At 67.9% G+C, this 16,172-nt stretch carries 15 protein-coding genes; 10 read left to right on the top strand and 5 right to left on the bottom strand.

Annotated features, from left to right (window positions below; all coding sequences use genetic code 11):
- The first annotated feature begins 52 nt into the window (after nt 1-52).
- The 10 genes from ABDC25_RS18795 to ABDC25_RS18840 all read left to right on the top strand — a co-directional run bounded on the left by ABDC25_RS18795 (nt 53) and on the right by ABDC25_RS18840 (nt 10,271).
- Nucleotides 53-694 carry a hypothetical protein gene (locus ABDC25_RS18795; protein ID WP_167254987.1) on the top strand — a complete coding sequence of 214 codons (642 nt, stop codon included), beginning with the start codon at nt 53-55 and terminating at the stop codon, nt 692-694.
- Between the two features lie 98 nt (nt 695-792).
- Nucleotides 793-1,818, top strand: coding sequence for an Lrp/AsnC family transcriptional regulator (locus ABDC25_RS18800; RefSeq protein ID WP_021201411.1), 1,026 nt, complete (start codon nt 793-795; stop codon nt 1,816-1,818).
- Nucleotides 1,819-1,933: 115 nt separating this feature from the next.
- Nucleotides 1,934-3,424, top strand: a complete 1,491-nt coding sequence (locus ABDC25_RS18805; protein ID WP_167254985.1) for an aldehyde dehydrogenase family protein — start codon at nt 1,934-1,936, stop codon at nt 3,422-3,424.
- Nucleotides 3,421-4,179 (top strand): gamma-glutamyl-gamma-aminobutyrate hydrolase family protein, encoded by a 759-nt coding sequence (locus tag ABDC25_RS18810; protein ID WP_167254983.1) that lies wholly within the window; start codon nt 3,421-3,423, stop codon nt 4,177-4,179. The genes ABDC25_RS18805 and ABDC25_RS18810 overlap by 4 nt, the downstream gene beginning before the upstream one ends.
- Nucleotides 4,176-4,646, top strand: coding sequence for a DUF3830 family protein (locus tag ABDC25_RS18815; RefSeq protein WP_017829890.1), 471 nt, complete (start codon nt 4,176-4,178; stop codon nt 4,644-4,646). The genes ABDC25_RS18810 and ABDC25_RS18815 overlap by 4 nt, the downstream gene beginning before the upstream one ends.
- Before the next feature lie 41 nt (nt 4,647-4,687).
- The gene (locus tag ABDC25_RS18820; RefSeq protein WP_021201408.1) at nt 4,688-5,767 is read left to right on the top strand and encodes an extracellular solute-binding protein; all 1,080 of its coding nucleotides are present in this window, start codon (nt 4,688-4,690) and stop codon (nt 5,765-5,767) included.
- Nucleotides 5,764-6,591: an ABC transporter permease gene (locus ABDC25_RS18825; RefSeq protein WP_347124148.1), complete on the top strand. Its 828-nt coding sequence runs from the start codon at nt 5,764-5,766 to the stop codon at nt 6,589-6,591. Before ABDC25_RS18820 ends, ABDC25_RS18825 begins: the two co-directional genes overlap by 4 nt.
- 2 nt (nt 6,592-6,593) lie before the next feature.
- The gene (locus ABDC25_RS18830) at nt 6,594-7,394 is read left to right on the top strand and encodes an ABC transporter permease (protein ID WP_029260809.1); all 801 of its coding nucleotides are present in this window, start codon (nt 6,594-6,596) and stop codon (nt 7,392-7,394) included.
- Nucleotides 7,394-8,437, top strand: a complete 1,044-nt coding sequence (locus ABDC25_RS18835; protein ID WP_021201405.1) for an ABC transporter ATP-binding protein — start codon at nt 7,394-7,396, stop codon at nt 8,435-8,437. The genes ABDC25_RS18830 and ABDC25_RS18835 overlap by 1 nt, the downstream gene beginning before the upstream one ends.
- A gap of 67 nt (nt 8,438-8,504) precedes the next feature.
- Complete coding sequence (locus ABDC25_RS18840) at nt 8,505-10,271, top strand: alkaline phosphatase family protein (RefSeq protein WP_347124151.1); 1,767 nt, start codon at nt 8,505-8,507, stop codon at nt 10,269-10,271.
- 21 nt (nt 10,272-10,292) lie between these two features.
- On the opposite strand, the gene ABDC25_RS18845 is transcribed toward ABDC25_RS18840, so the two are convergent.
- The 5 genes from ABDC25_RS18845 to ABDC25_RS18865 all read right to left on the bottom strand — a co-directional run bounded on the left by ABDC25_RS18845 (nt 10,293) and on the right by ABDC25_RS18865 (nt 16,079).
- Nucleotides 10,293-12,236 (bottom strand): carboxypeptidase regulatory-like domain-containing protein, encoded by a 1,944-nt coding sequence (locus ABDC25_RS18845; RefSeq protein WP_347124153.1) that lies wholly within the window; start codon nt 12,234-12,236, stop codon nt 10,293-10,295.
- A 50-nt stretch (nt 12,237-12,286) separates the two neighbouring features.
- Entirely contained in the window at nt 12,287-12,709 is a 423-nt protein-coding gene (locus tag ABDC25_RS18850; protein WP_029259454.1) for a GNAT family acetyltransferase, read from the bottom strand.
- A gap of 36 nt (nt 12,710-12,745) precedes the next feature.
- On the bottom strand, nt 12,746-13,396 hold the full coding sequence (locus ABDC25_RS18855; protein ID WP_029259455.1) for a dihydrofolate reductase family protein: 651 nt from the start codon (nt 13,394-13,396) through the stop codon (nt 12,746-12,748).
- Nucleotides 13,397-13,495: 99 nt separating this feature from the next.
- Nucleotides 13,496-14,551, bottom strand: a complete 1,056-nt coding sequence (locus tag ABDC25_RS18860; RefSeq protein ID WP_347124156.1) for an LLM class flavin-dependent oxidoreductase — start codon at nt 14,549-14,551, stop codon at nt 13,496-13,498.
- A gap of 28 nt (nt 14,552-14,579) precedes the next feature.
- Nucleotides 14,580-16,079, bottom strand: a complete 1,500-nt coding sequence (locus ABDC25_RS18865; RefSeq protein ID WP_031208184.1) for a methyltransferase — start codon at nt 16,077-16,079, stop codon at nt 14,580-14,582.
- Nucleotides 16,080-16,172 lie beyond the last annotated feature (93 nt).

Here is a 16,172-nt window from a genome sequence, read left to right on the forward strand (position 1 = left end):
CCGCTGCTCACGGGGAGCCATCCCCTCCTCCACACACCCCTACGCTTTGGACATGCGCCCTCACTCTCGCCTCATCCTCGCTTCGGCCACAGCCGCACTCCTGGGCCTCTCGCTCACCGCCTGCGCCCCGGCGAGCACAGACGGCTCGGTGACGCCGTCATCGTCATCGTCGCCGGTCGCCTCTCCGTCCCCCACGCCTGCGGACCGGGTCGTCGAGATCTCGGTCGACGGCCTCTCGGTCGACGACGGCGCCGTGATCGCGTACGACGACCCTGACGGCGCTGTCGCCGCCCTCACCGACGCCTTCGGATCGGCTCCGACGGAAGGAACCGTCGAGGGCCCCTACGGCGCCGTGTACTCCGGATACGACTGGCAGGGCACGGAGGCGACGGTCCGCGAGACCCGTATCGACCTGGTCGTGTCGGCGGATGCCCCCGGTGTGATATTCCGCACCCCGGAGGGCATCGGCATCGGTTCCACGCGCGCCGAGGCGATGGCCGCAGGAGCGGTGGACGGCTGGGATGAAGACGGCGACGGCGTCGCCGACTACCTGAGCATCGACGTGCGAGAGGTTCCCGGCACATCGTCCCTCGTGAATCCCGGAGAAGTCGGCGTGGAGTACATCGACCTCAAGATCACCGGCGATGTCGTGACCCGCCTCAGCACCGGAGGCAACGACTTCAGCGACATCTGAAGCGAATCCGGACGCTGTCGACAAGACTCCCCATCGCCTGACGGAACCGCCGACTGAGATAGCCTTCACCCGAGTCCGTCCCCGGTGAAGGAGAGCAAGTGTCCGCGAATGATGTGATCGCCGACGAGACCGATCGGATCGTCGCCGCGGCCCTGCAGGTGAACGGCCGCGCGTCGTGGGGCGAGATCGCTCGCGTGGTCGATCTGCCCGAGCGCACGGTCGCCCGTCGAGGCCAACGGCTGCTGGATCGAGGACTGGTCCGCGTCTCCACCTACGTCGACCCGGCCCGCGTCCTACACGCCCGCGCGGTGCTGTTCCGCATCACGACCGAGCCCCATGCCCTGTGGCACGTGGCACGCACGCTCGCGCGGCGGGCGGACGCGTCCTCGGTCTCGGTGCTCGAGGGCAGCAGCGACATCGCCGGAATGCTGCTCCCCCACGATGACGCCTCCATCCGCGAGCTGCTCTTCACCGACTTCCCCGAGCTCGACGGCATTGACTCGATCAATGTCACGACAGTGCTGAAGTTCTTCCGCTCGGGGCACGACTGGCGCGCGGGAGTGCTCACCGACGAGCAGGCGCGCATGCTCGACGAGTCGTCCGGATCCGAGGTCGACCCCGCCGATTCTCTGAGCACGGACGAAGAGGCGCTCATCCGGCTGCTGCTGAAGGACGGACGGATGCCGGTCGCTCAGCTTGCCCGATCGCTGGGACTGAACGTCACGACCACCCGGCGCCGGATGGAGTCCCTGAGCCGTCGCGGTCTGATGCATCCGCGGACCGAGGTCGTGCCGAGTCTGTTCGGGTTGGGACTGGAGGCGCTCGTCTGGCTCCGGGTGCCGATGGCGCGCCTCGAGAGAGTGGGAACCGCCCTGGCGGCAGCGCCCGAGGTGAAGTTCATCGCCGCGACCACCGGCACCTCGCAACTGCTCGCCAACGTGCTCGTGAAAGACGCCGACGAGTTCTACGAGTTCCTCACCGGGCCGGCCGTGGCGGGCCACGAAGGCCTCGAGGTCGTGGAGTCGCTGGTCGTCATCACGCCGGTGCTGCGTGGGTCGCTGATCGTGGATGAGGCACCCGAAGCACTGGCGAACGACATGCCCACCGGCGCCATCCGCCTATAGTCTGATTCTGTTACTGACATGTAACGAAATGGCGAGATCGTTCTTCAGCGCTTGACCTAGTGGCGAAATAGGGCAAGTATCCTCTCCAGGGCCATCACCCCTGGAGAGGACGACCGTGTTCACGGCAACGGGAGACAACTGGGCGGATCGCGCGGCGACGCTGCCCCTGCGCACGCGCTTGTTCATCGACGGTGCGTGGGAGGAGGGCTCGGCCGAGCCACTGACGCCGGTGAGCCCGCGCGACGGACGGACGCTCCCGCCGATCAGCGCAGCCTCGGTGGGCGATGTGGACCGTGCTGTGCGCTCGGCGCGCGCGGCATTCGACTCCGGGATCTGGTCGCGGATCGCTCCCCGCGAGCGTGGACAGCTGCTGATCGCGTTCGCCCAGAGGATCCACGACAACGCCGAAGAGCTCGCCCTCACCATCTCGCTCGAGATGGGCAAGCCCCTGCGCGAGGCGCTGCAGACCGAGCTCCGCGCCGTCGTGAACTGCTTCCGCTGGTACGGCGAGGCTGCGGACAAGGTCCTCGACGAGATGCCCGTCACCGCCCCGGGCAGCCTCGCGCTCGTCACCCGCGAACCGGCGGGAGTGGTCGCGGCCGTCGTGCCCTGGAACTTCCCCCTGACCATGACCGCCTGGAAGCTCGCCCCCGCTCTCGCGGTCGGCAACAGCGTGGTGCTCAAGCCCGCCGAGCACACCACCTTCTCGGCGCTCCGTCTGGCCGAGCTCGCACACGAGGCCGGGATCCCCTCCGGCGTCCTGAACGTCACACCCGGCACCGGCCAGGTCGCCGGCCGTGCTCTCGGCGAGCACCATGACGTCGACGTCGTCACCTTCACGGGCTCGCCCGAGGTCGGCCGCAAGTTCCTCGGCTATTCGGCGGCGTCGAACGGCAAGCGCGTCTGGCCCGAGCTCGGTGGCAAGACCGCGAGCCTGGTGCTGCCGGATGCCGACCTCGAGCGCGCGGTGCGGGCCACCGCCGACGGCTGCTTCTACAACCAGGGCCAGATGTGCACGGCCTCGTCGCGTCTGCTGGTTCCCCGCGCCCAGCGGGACCGTGCCCTCGAGATCGCCGCCGACGTCGCACGCACGACCCTTCCCGCCGACCCCTTCGAGGTCACGACCTCGATGGGCGCGATCGTCAGCGAGAGGCAGCTCGCGGGCATCGCCGGCTTCGTCGAGCGCGCCCAGGCGGAAGGCGGCGAACTCGCGGCCGGCAGCCCCGAGCGGTTCCACGCCGTCGATGGTGGCAGCTACTTCGCCCCGGTCGTGCTCGGCGTCACTCCCCAGCACGAGGTCGCGCAGCGCGAGGTGTTCGGCCCCGTGCTCTCGGTCATCGCCTACGACGACGTCGAAGACGCCCTCGAGATAGCGAACGGCACCGAGTTCGGACTCGCCGCCGCGCTCTGGAGCACCGACCTCAACGCCGTGCACACCCTGTCTCGGCGCCTGCGCGCCGGCGTCGTGTGGGTCAACTGCTTCGAAGAGGGCGACATGACGATCCCGTTCGGCGGCGTCAAGGGATCCGGATTCGGTCGCGACAAGAGCCTGCACGCGCTCGAGAAGTTCACCGATCTGAAGACCACCTGGATCGAGCTCTCATGACGCGCCCGTTCATCGGCATCACCACCTGGCGCCGGTTCATCGACACCGATCTCGGGGCCGGCCGCGCGGCGCACACCCTGGGAACGGAGTACGCCGCCCCCATCGAAGCGGCCGGCGGTGCCGTCGTTCTCCTCCCTCCGACGGCGAGCGTGGACGAGGTGCTCGACCGCCTCGACGGGCTGGTGCTCTCCGGCGGCGAAGACGTGCACCCCTCGCGCTATGGTGCCGAACCGCAGGAGGGGAAGAACTACGACCCCTCGCGCGACGGCTTCGAGATCGAACTCGCCCTCGGGGCACGCCGGCGCGGTATCCCCGTACTCGCGATCTGTCGCGGACTGCAGGTGAGCAACATCGCCTTCGGCGGGTCCCTCGTGATCGATATCCCGACCACGGAACACCACCAGCCGGTGCGCGCCGCCGACCAGCAGCTCGCCGCCCGGCATCCGATCGTCCTCGCGGACGGGAGCCGGCTCGCCGCCCTCTACGGCACGCGGGAGCGGATCGTGAACACCATCCATCACCAGTCGATCGACATTCCCGCCCCCGGTGTCCACTCCGTCGCCTGGGCGCCGGACGGGATCGTCGAAGCCGTCGAGTCCGACGACGACTGGCCCTTCTGGGCAGTGCAGTGGCACCCCGAGAAGATGATCGACCCCGATGAGGCCGCAGAGGAGATGCCGCTGTTCACGGCGTTCGTCTCGGCCGCCCGCGAACGAGCAGCGGAACACCCCGCTGCGGAGAAAGGAACACGATGACCAAGCAGGTCTTCCTCGAGTACGAGAACGGCGTCCGCGCCGTCGCCACCCTGTTCGAGGACCTCGCCCCTCGCACGTGCGAGGCCATGTGGGGTGCGCTGGAGAAGCCGGTCACCATGCAGGCGATGCACGCGATGTATGCCGGACCGGAGGTCATGGTCGGGCTCCCCGAAGAGGCTCAGAACTTCGACCCCGAGAAGGTGCCGTTCGAGAACCAGCAGGTCGTGCCCGCACCGGGTGATCTGCAGTGGTACTGGCAGCGACCCATGCAGATGGGTGGGCTGCCGTTCGAGTGGTACGAGATCGGCGTCTTCTACGATCGTGGTGCCCGTACTCTCGGCCCGCTCGGATGGACACCCGTCAACATCTGGGGCGGCATCACCGAAGGACTCGCGGAGTTCGCCAAGGAGAGCGCGGCGATCCGCATCGACGGAGCCAAGCAGCTCACCATCGGACGCCTGGTCTAAGGCGTCTACTCAGTGCTGGACCCATCCCGAAGGAGCAGTGCATGAATACCCGAAGAATCCTCACCACCGGAGCGCTCGTCGCCACCGGAGCCCTCGTCCTCGCCGGCTGTGCTGCCGGTGACGACAGCGCATCGTCCGGCGACAAGGAGTTCGCCGGCGAGACCATCGTCGTCACGTCGTTCGGCGGCGACTGGGAGAAGGCCTTCATCGAGGCCGTCGTCGATCCCTTCGAGGAGGAGACCGGGGCGAAGGTCGAGCTGATCACGCTGTACAGCGCCGACGCCCTCGCGCAGGTCACCGCCCAGAAGGCGAGCCCGCAGATCGACGTCGTGCATTTCTCCGGAGGGCAGGAGTTCACCGCGGCCGCAGACGGTCTCATCGCGCCGATCGCCGCCGACGAACTCTCCGAGACCGGCGACCTGATCGACCTGGCCACGGCCGGACTCGAACGGGGCGAAGGCCCGGTCATCCAGCTCGCGCCGATCGGGCTCGTGTACAACACCGAGGCGGATGCGCCGGCACCCACCTCGTGGTTGGATCTGTTCGACGAGGCCTACGCAGGGCACGTCGCCCTCACGGACTTCTCGAACACGTACGGCGTGCTCTCGATGCTCCGGGTCGCCGACGCGCTCGGTGGTGGCATCGACGACCCGTCGCAGGCGATCAGCGATCTCGGGGCCCTGGCTTCCTCGGGCGACGCGATCGTCGTCCCGACCTCGCCCGATCTGCAGACCGCCTTCGCCCAGCGCGACACGTGGCTCGCACCGTACGCGATGGACTACGCCGGCACGCTGCAGGACGCCGGCCTTCCGGTAGAGTTCATCGTCCCGGAAGAAGGCGTCACCGCCTCCCTCATCACGGCGAACGTGGTCGAGGGCCGGGACAACCCCGACCTCGCGAAGCTCTTCATCGATTTCGAACTGCGCCCCGAAGCACAGGCCGTCTTCGCGGAGAACATGCGGTACTCGCCGGTCAACACCAAGACCGAGCTCTCCGACGAGGCTGCGGACGCGGTGCTGACGGGTGACGAGCTCGAGACGGTCGTCGTCTACGCTCCGGGCGATGTCGCGGCTTCGCGACCGGCCTGGACCGATGAGTGGAATGCGCTGATCACCAAATGAGTGTGCGAACCCGTAGGGAGCCCTGGCTCCTGCTCCTGCCGGCGATCGTGCTGCTCGCGCTCGCCTTCATCACCCCGGTGGCTGGCATGCTCCTCATGAGCGTGCAATCGTCGGCAGGCGGGTTCACCCTCGACAACTTCACCCGGTTGTTCACGAGTGAGTATCACCTCCAGGCGGCGCTGCGCTCGCTCCGCCTGGGGGTGATCCAGACGGTGATCACCCTACTCATCGCCATCCCGCTGTCCTACGTGATGGCGCGCGCCGGATCCAAGGTGCGCTCGTTCCTGCTGATCGTCGTGATCCTCCCGCTCATGACGAGCGTCGTCGTCCGCACGTTCGGGTGGGTGGTCCTGATGGGACCGTCAGGGCTCCTCATGAAGATCCCCGGTGCCGAGTTCCTCGTGAGCGGCACCCAAGGCTTCCTCGGAACCGAGACCGGTGTCGTGATCGCGATGGTGCAGGTTCTCCTCCCGTTCGCGGTGCTGAGCATCCTCGGCGTGATCTCGGGCATCCGGCCGCAACTGGAGGAGGCCGCACGCACCCTCGGCGCCGGATTCTGGCGCACACTGGGGCACGTCGTCCTCCCCCTCGCGATCCCCGGCATCGTCGCCGGCGCCTCGCTCGTCTTCGTCCTGTCGGTGAGCTCGTTCATCACCCCGCGCTTCATCGGCGGCGCGCAGATCCCGGTGTTCGCGCAGACGATCTACATCGATGCGACCACCAACCTCGACTGGTCGTTCGCGGCCGCGCAGGCCGTGCTGCTGTTCGCCGGGGTCATGCTCGTGCTCGCAGCGACGTCCCGACTCGGGAAGCAGAAGGTGTGACCATGGTCCGTTCCGTTCCGATCCTCGGCAGGGTCCTCGCCATCGTCCTCGGCGTCGTGGTGACGCTCTACATGCTCGTGCCGCTCATGGTCGTCGCCGGAGCCTCGATCGGCGAGAACCGCTTCCTGACCTTTCCCGGTCAGGGCTTCACGCTCGAGTGGTACGTCGAGGCGCTCACCTCCGACACGTATCTCGAGCCGTTTCGGCTGAGTCTGCTGGTCGGCATCACGGTCGCGATCGTCGCCGCAGCCATCGGCACCGCAGCCGCTCTCGCCCTCACCCGCTTCAAGGTCCCCGGCGGTGCCGCCATCCAGGGGCTGCTGATGTCGCCGCTGACGATCCCCACGATCATCCTCGCCATCGGCGCACTGTCCATCTCCTCACTCACGATCGGGTCGCCGAATGTGGGTGTCCTGATCGCGATCCACGTCGTGATCGCGATCCCCTATGTCATGCGCACCGTCACAGGTGTCATGACCAGGGCCGACCACTTCACGGAAGAGGCGGCACGCACCCTGGGCGCCAGCACCTGGAACCGCTACCGCCTGGTGGTGCTCCCCATCGCCCGCCCCGGCATCGCCGCCGGCGCGTTCTTCGCCTTCAACATCTCGTTCGACGATGCGGTCATCGCCCTCTTCCTGCGTACTCCGCAGCTCGAGACCCTGCCCATCGCCATCTACGGCCAGCTGGAGTTCAGCACGTCGCCCACCGTGGCCGCCGTCTCGACTCTCATGGTCCTGCTCACCGTCGTCCTCATGATCGTGCTCGAACGCATCATCGGCCTGGGAAGGTTGTTCGTCTGATGACAACACTCACCATCACTGCTCTCACCAAGGACTTCAAAGGGACGAAGGTGCTCAAGGGCATCGACATCTCGATGCGTTCGGGGGAGTTCGTCTCCTTGCTCGGGCCCTCGGGGTGCGGCAAGACCACGCTCCTGCGCTGCATCGCGGGCCTCGAGTCGCCCAGCGGCGGCACGATCGAGATCGCAGGCCAGGATGTGACCGGGCTCCCGCCCGAGAAGCGCCACCTCGGCATGATGTTCCAGAGCTATGCGCTGTTCCCGCACATGAGCGTCGTCGAGAACGTGCGCTTCGGTCTGCGCATGTCGGGCGAGAAGACCAAGGCCGAGCAGAAGGAACTCGCCGTCCGTGCGCTCGAGCGCGTGCAGATGGGCCACCTGGCCGATCGGATGCCGGCGCAGCTGTCGGGCGGACAACAGCAGCGCGTCGCCCTGGCCCGTGCCATCGCGTTCGAGCCGCGCGTACTGCTGCTCGACGAGCCGCTGTCGAACCTCGATGCCCGCCTACGGGAGGACATGCAGGTCGAGCTGAAGGAACTGCACCGCACGCTCGGCCTGACCACCGTGTTCGTCACCCACGACCAGGAGGAGGCGATGAGCCTCTCGGACCGCATCGTCCTCATGAACGCGGGTGTGATCGAGCAGGAGGGCGCACCGGCCGAGCTCTACGGAGCACCGCGCACTCCCTTCGCCGCCGACTTCATCGGTGCCGCGAACCTGCTGCCTGCGACCCGTTCCGGCGCCGTGGCGACATTGAATGGCACCACGATCCAGGTGCCGATGACCGGCGCGGGCCCCGATGGCGCCGGCGAGGTGGTGCTCCGCCAGGAAGATCTGCGGCTCTCCCCGACGATCGGAGGCGACGCTCCGGTACGTGTCGAGGTCGTCACCCATGTCTACCGAGGCGCCGACGTCGTCTACATCGTCGAGCTCGCGGGAAAGCGGATGCGCGTCGTGCGTCCGCGGCACGAGGCGCCGATCCCCGAGGGTGCGGCCGGTCTCGGCTGGCGAGAGGGTGCCGTGCTCTGGATCGCCGCGGCCTGACGAACAGATCCGCTCCTCGTCGGAGGGCGCCCTCCGACGAGGAGCGGCACCGTCGTAGGATCGCGGCATGGCCGACGAAGATTCCCCCTCCCCCGACGCCCCCCGCGATGCCTCCCGCCGAGGCTTCTTCAAGGTGGGCGGCGCCGCCCTCGCCGGCGCGGTGGTCGGCGGTGTCGGCGGCGCGGCCATCGGAGCCTCCATCGCCGGTAACGGTCGCGACGGTTTCGCGGCGGATCCCGATCCGTTCGCCGCCCTCACGCCGCGCAGCGAACCCGGTTTCGATCACCTCGTCGTCGTGATGGGCGAGAACCGCTCCTTCGACAACCTGCTCGGGTACCTGTACTCGAAGGAGAACCTCCCGGCGGGCGAGACGTTCGAGGGTCTGGAATTCGGCTCCTACAGCAACACCGCCTCCGACGGCACGGTCGTCGACGCGCACGTGTACGAGGGCGACACCGACCGGATCATGAGTCTTCCCGACCCGGACCCGGGCGAGGAGTACCCGCACGTCAACACGCAGATCTTCGGCACGGTCGATCCTCCGACGAACGCCGACCTCTTCGTCGACGAGATGACCGCGCCCTTCAACGCCCCGACGCGCGGCGAGAAGGCCACGATGTCGGGTTTCCTCGAGGACTACATCATCAACTTCCGACGCCTGCGCAAGGGTGTGGATCCCCGGCCCGACGAAGCCGCGCACATCATGGGCTCGTTCTCTCCCGAGATGCTGCCGGTGCTGTCGACGCTCGCCTCGGAATTCGCGGTGTTCGACCACTGGTACGCCGGAGTGCCCTCGCAGACCTTCTGCAACCGTTCGTTCTTCCATGCCTCCACGTCTCACGGTTTCGTGACCAACCAGGCCGGAGGCGGCTACCGGAAGTGGTTGGATGCGCCGGCAGCGCCCACGGTGTTCAACCGGCTCGAAGACAAGAAGGTGAGCTGGAAGATCTACATCGACAAGCTCCAGCTCGTCTCGTTTACCGGCATGCTGCATGCGGCGGTGCTGGAGAAGTACTGGCGCACCGATCATTTCGGAACGATGGAGGACTTCTACGCCGAGGCGAAGGACGGCACGCTCCCCGCATACGCCTTCATCGAGCCGCGGATGGTTTACGACCACAACGACTTCCACCCTCCTTTCGGTTCCCCCCGCGAGAGCGAGGTCGACGGTGAGGCCGTGTTCGACAGTGCGATCTCTGACGTGCGTGCCGGAGACCGCCTCATCCACGACATCTACGAGGCGGTGCGCACGAGCGCTTCCCAGAAGGGCTCCAACGCCGTCAACACCCTGCTGCTCATCACCTTCGACGAGCACGGCGGGTGCTACGACCACGTGCCGCCGCCCGCCGTGACGAAGCCGACGCCCGAGACCGGCCCGGGTGAGATGGGCTTCACCTTCGATCGGCTCGGGTGCCGGGTGCCGGCCATCGCCGTCTCGGCCTATACCAAGCGCGGCAGCATCATCCATGACGAGATGCATCACGGATCCGTGACCGCGACCCTCTCTCGCCTGCACGGCCTGACGCCCCTCAACGACCGGGATGAGTCGGCGAACACGCTCCTGAACGTCGTCAACCTCGACAAGCCGCGGCATCCGTCCGACTGGCCGGTGACCACCCCGGCCTACACGCCGCCCAACCCGGAGGACACGGCACCACAGCCCGGAGAGAAGGATCAGCTGAAGCCTCTCACGCCGCCCGCACGCGGTCTGCTCGGCCTACTCCTCGCGCGATACGGCAAGCCCGGTGAGCAGGAGCCGGAGACCTTCGCCGACGCGTACAAGCTGCTGCACGAGCACGGCGAGGAGCTGTTCGGTCCGCCGAGCGGCAGTTGACCGCGACTTGCGGCCACCGGGCTACTGCCGCCCTGAGCGCCGGCGGGAGACGATCAGGAGAGTCGCGCCGAGGATGATCACGACCGCACCGCCCGCCGCCCAGGCGAACGTCTCGGGTCCGAGTCCGGTTGCAGGCAGTCGTCCGCTGCCGCTGCTGTTCCCGTTTCCGGTCGAAGGACCGGGCGACGGCGATGGTGGGCCGACGACCGCCGCGAGAGTGAAGTCCTGCCCCTCGATGGACTCGCCGGCAGCGGAGATCACGACGGTGCGGGTCGCCGCGCCGACCACACTGCTGCCGTTCGGCGTGCGCACGCTCAGCTCGTAGGTTCCAGGAGCGAGGCTGCCGAGACCGTAGGTGCCGTCGGCGCCAGTCGTGTACTGCTGGGGACCCCCGGGTCCATTCACGTCGATCACCACACCCCCGATGGGAGTGCCGCCGTCGGTGCGCACCGTGCCGTCGATGGCCCCCAACCGCGCCAGGTCGAAGTCCACACCCGTGACGTCCGTTCCCGCGACTGGTGCGGTGCGGCTGACAGGAGATGTGGCGATATACCCCTCGGGCGTCGTCATCGTCACCGTGTAGCTGCCGGCGGGCAGGCGCGGGAACGCATATCCGCCGTCCGCTCCGGTCACGGCCGTGAGCGTGTCCCCACCCTGCAGCACAGCGGTGACCGTGACGCCGGGCACCCCGCTTCCATTCCACCGTACGGCGCCGCTCAGACTCGGATCCGCCTTGATGACGAAGTCGGCGAGGGTGATCAGATCCTCGTTGTCTGCGGGAACCACGAACCCCGGCGGGGCGCTGACGACGGTGTATCCGGTCGGACGGGCGATGCTCGCTTCCTGCGGCCCGTCCAGGACCATGTCGAACAGATACCGTCCATCAGCGTCGGTCATCATGGTCTGTCCGCCGATCGTGACCGCGATACCCGCCATCGGGTTGCCGTCCACGTCGACAACCAGACCGGTGACGGGCGAGGGGATGATGTCTCGCACCGTGAAGTCGACCCCCTCGGCGTTGCCGCCGCTGAGGTTGACCGGGGTCGTGGTCTGTCCGACCGCGATCTTGTCCTCGGGTGGCGTCACGCTCACGCGGTATCCGTCGGTGGCGATGAAACCGGGGAACGAATAGGTGCCGTCCGATGCAGTGGTCGTCCTGTCGACGATCGAGCCGTTGCCGTCTGTCAGCGTCAGGGCGACACCACCCAGAGGACCGGTGACCGCGTCTGTGACGGTGCCTCGGATGTCGTTCGCTGCCGAGACGAACCAGGTCTGGTAGACGGGAAGACCGGCCCGGCGGGTGAAGATGAAGCTGAGAGAGCGGATGGGGGTCGAGGGCTCGAACCAGGCCGCGGAGCCGTTGGTGTCGGCGGCCGCGGGGTTTCCGGTCAGGGTGAGGGTCGTGGCATCCCATGCCGGGACGTCGTCCGCCGCACCGTTGCACGCCGGCTTTCCGGCGACACCCGGGGCGCAGTAGTTGAAGCGGTCTCGGAGGCCGAGCTCGGCGGCACTCAGCACGTGCCCGTCGGGCGCGACGGCGTGGATGCGCACGCTGTCGGAGTCGATGTCGCCGAGCGCGAAGGCCCATCCCGAGGTCGGAGTGGGTGCGGCGAATGAGTAGGTCGTCGTCGAGGGACTCATCGCGTTGTCGGCTTTGGGCCGCAGATTCAGGTACGGCTGGTCCCTGCTCGATCCGTACTTCGCCCCGATGGGTGTGCCCTCGGACAGCCAGATCGACGTCCCGGAGATGACCCCGACCTGCCCGGCGCGAGAGTCGCTGGTCATGGTGGCGGTGAGCGCAGGATCGGGCGCCACCTGCACCGTCGTCGTGTAGGCACCGCTCGTGCCGGCGAGCGGGCCCCACGTAGCCCACGACGTCACCGCCGCCGCGGCAGGAAGGGCGCCGACGAGCACGGCGATGAGGACGATCGATCCGGCGATGATCCCGTTGCGGCGAAAACGCATGGCGTCAGCGTACTGATATACCGGATCGCTGAGAAGTGGATTCCTCCCGACTACACGTCGGCGATGAGCCTCTTGCCCAGGTCGACCGTGTCGTCGATCTCGTAGCCGAGGCGTCGGTAGAACTCGACGACCTGGGCGTTCCCCGTCCGCACCTGCAGGTTCACCTTGGGGCAGCCCAGATCGCGCAGACCGGCCTCGACGTGGGCGACGAGTGCCCTGCCCACCCCGAGCCCTCGTGCATCGAGATTCGTGGCGAGATAGTTCATCCACCCGCGATGTCCGTCGTAGCCGGCCATGACCGAACCGAGGATCCGCCCTGTCTCGTCCTCCGCCACCACGAAGAGATGCGGCTGCACTGTCGCCTTGCGGGCGATGTCCTGAAGCGGGTCGTTCCACGGTCTCGTGAGACCTGCGGTCTCCCACAGGGCCACGACGGCATCGGTGTCTTCGGGCTGGAACGGTCGGATGCGCACCGGTCCAGCTTTCCAGATCGACCCCGCCTGCCCGGGTCAGCCCTCGCGGGAGAACGTGATGTGCGTGACACCGGACTCGGCGACCTCCGAGGTCACGCGGTAGCCCGACTCGAACCCGCGCAGGTCGTCCCACAGGCGGATCCCGCTGCCGATCAGGATCGGCGTGATCCCCACATGCAGGTCGTCGACGAGTCCGGCGCGAAGGTACTCGCGCACGGTCGTCGCCCCGCCTCCGACGCGCACGTCGCGTCCATCCGCAGCGGCGACCGCCTTCCGGAGCGCCTCCTCGGGCTCGGCAGACAGGAAGTGGAAGCTCGTGCCGTTGGCGAACTCGATCGACGGACGCGGGGTGTGCGTGAGCACGAACACCGGAGCCTGGAACGGCGGCTCCTCTCCCCACCATCCGCGCCAGTCGGGGTCGTCCTGGTTCGCGTGGAGCCCGAACATCCCGGCCCCCATGATCTCGGCGCCGATGTTCTCGAAGTAGTGCGAGGCGTACTTCTCGTCCACGCCGGTGGTGCCCGCCCCGCTGGTGTCATGGAAGACGCGTTCGTGGAACGTGCGGGTTGCCGTATATGCCGCCGTCAACCGCCCCCAGTCCTCGCCGAACGGGTTCTCGGGAGTCTGATCCGTCGTCGTGGCGAAGCCGTCGAGCGAGATGTTGAGATCGACGCGAACACGGGTCATGACTGCCTCCGGAACTGCACGGGGTGACGACGCGTCCATCGACGCGCCGTCACCCAGCGTCAGCGTTCAGCGACGCCTTGTCAAGGACGAGGGTCTTGATCAGATGGCGTCGCCCTGAACGGGCCCTTCCGTGTTCGGCTTCCATCCGAGTGCGGGTGCCACATGTTTCGCGAACGACTCCAGCACATGCAGGTTGTACTCCGGTCCGAGCTGGTTCGGGATCGTCAGCATCAGGGTGTCAGCGGCCATCACCGCCTCGTCCTGCTTCAGCTGTTCGATCAGCACGTCGGGCTCCGCCGCATAGGTCTTGCCGAACGTGGAACGGAAGCCGTCGATGATGCCGATCTGGTCGGCGTTCTCCTCGCTGCGAAGGCCGAAGTAGGCCCGGTCCATATCGGACACCAGCGGGAACACGCTGCGACTGACCGAGACGCGCGGTGTGCCGGTGTGACCGGCCTCCTTGTACGCCGAGCGGAAGAGGTCGATCTGCTCACGCTGCAACTCGTGGAACGGCTGCCCTGTGGCCTCGGTGACGAGCGTCGAGCTCATCATGTTCAGGCCCTTGCGACCCGTCTCGATCGCGGTGGGACGCGAGCCCGATCCCCACCAGACGTGATCGCGAAGCGTCGGCGACTGCGGCTCGATCGCGAGGTAGCGTCCGGCGCCCACCATGCGGGGATCACCGGGGGCGATTCCCTCGCCGTCGATCGCGCGCAGGAACAGGTCGAACTTCTCCCGGGCGATGACGCTCCCGCGCTCGGTGTCCTCCTCATCGACGTAGCCGAAGGTCTCATAGCCGCGCAGAGCCGTCTCGGGTGAACCGCGGCTCACCCCGAGCGCGATGCGTCCGTCGGAGATCAGATCCAGCGCGGCCGCTTCTTCCGCGAACTGGAACGGGTTCTCGTAGCGCATGTCGATCACCCCGGTGCCGACCTCGATGCGCTTCGTGCGCGCCGCCATGGCCGTCAACAGGGGCATCGGCGAAGCCGCCTGACGCGCCCAATGGTGCACACGAACGTATGCGCCGTTCACACCGATCTCGTCTGCGCCCTCGGCGATCGCGATGGTCTGCTTCAGCATGTCCCCCGCGGTGCGGGTCACTGAGCCGGGCACATCCGCATAGTGCCCGAAGGAGAGGAATCCGAAAGCCTTCATGATCTATTCCAACGCATGGAAACGCCGTCTATTCCCCCGGTACCAGGATGCCGTCGAGCACGAGTGACCGGATGCGTGGCTCGATCTCGGCCCACAGATCCGGGAGCGGAACCTCGAAGAGGTCGGCCAGCGCCGAGACGATCTGCACCACGGTGAGCTCGCCGTCGCACGCGCCCACGAACCCGGCGAGCGCGGGATCCACGTTCACCGTCCGGGCGAAGCCGCCGCCCTGTCGCAGCTCGATGACGCTCGGGTCGTCGTTGCCCGGAAGCAGGTGCCGGGCCTCGGTGACATCGGGTGCCGTCACCAGCGTTGCAGGAAGCCCGTCGGCGAGGGCGTCGTGCGCGGCCAGCCCGGTACCGAGAGCGGCACCGACGTTGGAGACCGGCTGGGCGATGCGCTCCGTACGGCGAAGCGGAGGCGTCGAGCCTCGCCGCATCAGTACGTAGCCGAATCCGACCGACGTCACCCCTCGCGCGGCGAAGTCGTCAAGCCAGGCGGTCAGCAACGGGGTGAATGCAGGGTCGCGGGGTGTGGTGCCGCCGTCACGGATCCACAACTCCGCGTAGCCGAGCGGCGACAGCTCCTCGCGTTCGATCACCCAGAGGTCGATGTCGCTCGGCACCCACGCGTCGAGACGTGCGAGGCCCGTGATCCCGGCCCGCGACTCCCAATTGCCGAGCAGCTGGGCGATGCCGTGCTGCGTCAGATACGCGGGTGCGCTCCGCACGAACTGCTCGACGAGCGCGTCTCCCTCCAGTCCGCCGTCGCGGTATTCGTACGCCGGGACGCCGTCCATCCGGGGGGTGATGACGAACGGCGGGTTGGAGACGATCAGGTCGAAGGCCTCGCCCGCGACGGGCTCGAACATGCTGCCGTGTCGGAACTCGATGTTGGCCACGCCGTTGAGGCGGGCGTTGAGTTCCGCGAAGGCCAGGGCGCGCTCCGAGATGTCGGTCGCGATCACGGTGCCGGCCCGACGGGCGACGAGGAGCGCCTGGATCCCGCACCCGGTCCCCAGATCGAGCGCGCGATCGACCTGGATGGGAACGATCGTCTCGGCGAGAGTGCGCGACGCCCCGCCGACCCCGAGCACGTGGTCGAGAGGAAGAGGGCCGTCGAGCGCGACCTCATCGAGGTCGCTGGCGATCCACCACTCCCCGACGCCGTCGGCGTCTACGAACGACTGTGGACGCAGCAGGACGGTCGGGGTCACGGTATCGGCATCGGCTTTCGCGAGTGCGAGCGCCACGAGCCCGTCCACGCCGAGCTGCGGCAATGCGGCGGCGACCGCCACCCGCGGCTGCGGCATGCCGAGCACCAGGAGGCGTCCCAGGGTCGCCAGCACGCCCCCGTCACCGGCGATCGCGCGCAGGATAGGCTCTCTCATCCCGCGGGCGAGGGCATCGTCGGCCTCCTCGCCCCACAGTCGGCGAAGGGGCGCGGAACGCAGGTCGGCGGCGTCGAGATCAGAAGCGAGTGCGGCGACGAGAAGCGGGTCGGTGTGGGGTGCGGGGGTGTCGGACACGGCCGTCACTCTACGCGTCTTCAGGGTTCTCCTTCCCCAGGCCTCCTAGAATCAGGGGGTCAGTACTCACGATCAGCCCTTTTCCGGGCGTTC

The organism is Microbacterium sp. SY138, from assembly GCF_039729145.1.
GTDB classification, from domain to species: domain Bacteria; phylum Actinomycetota; class Actinomycetes; order Actinomycetales; family Microbacteriaceae; genus Microbacterium; species Microbacterium maritypicum_A.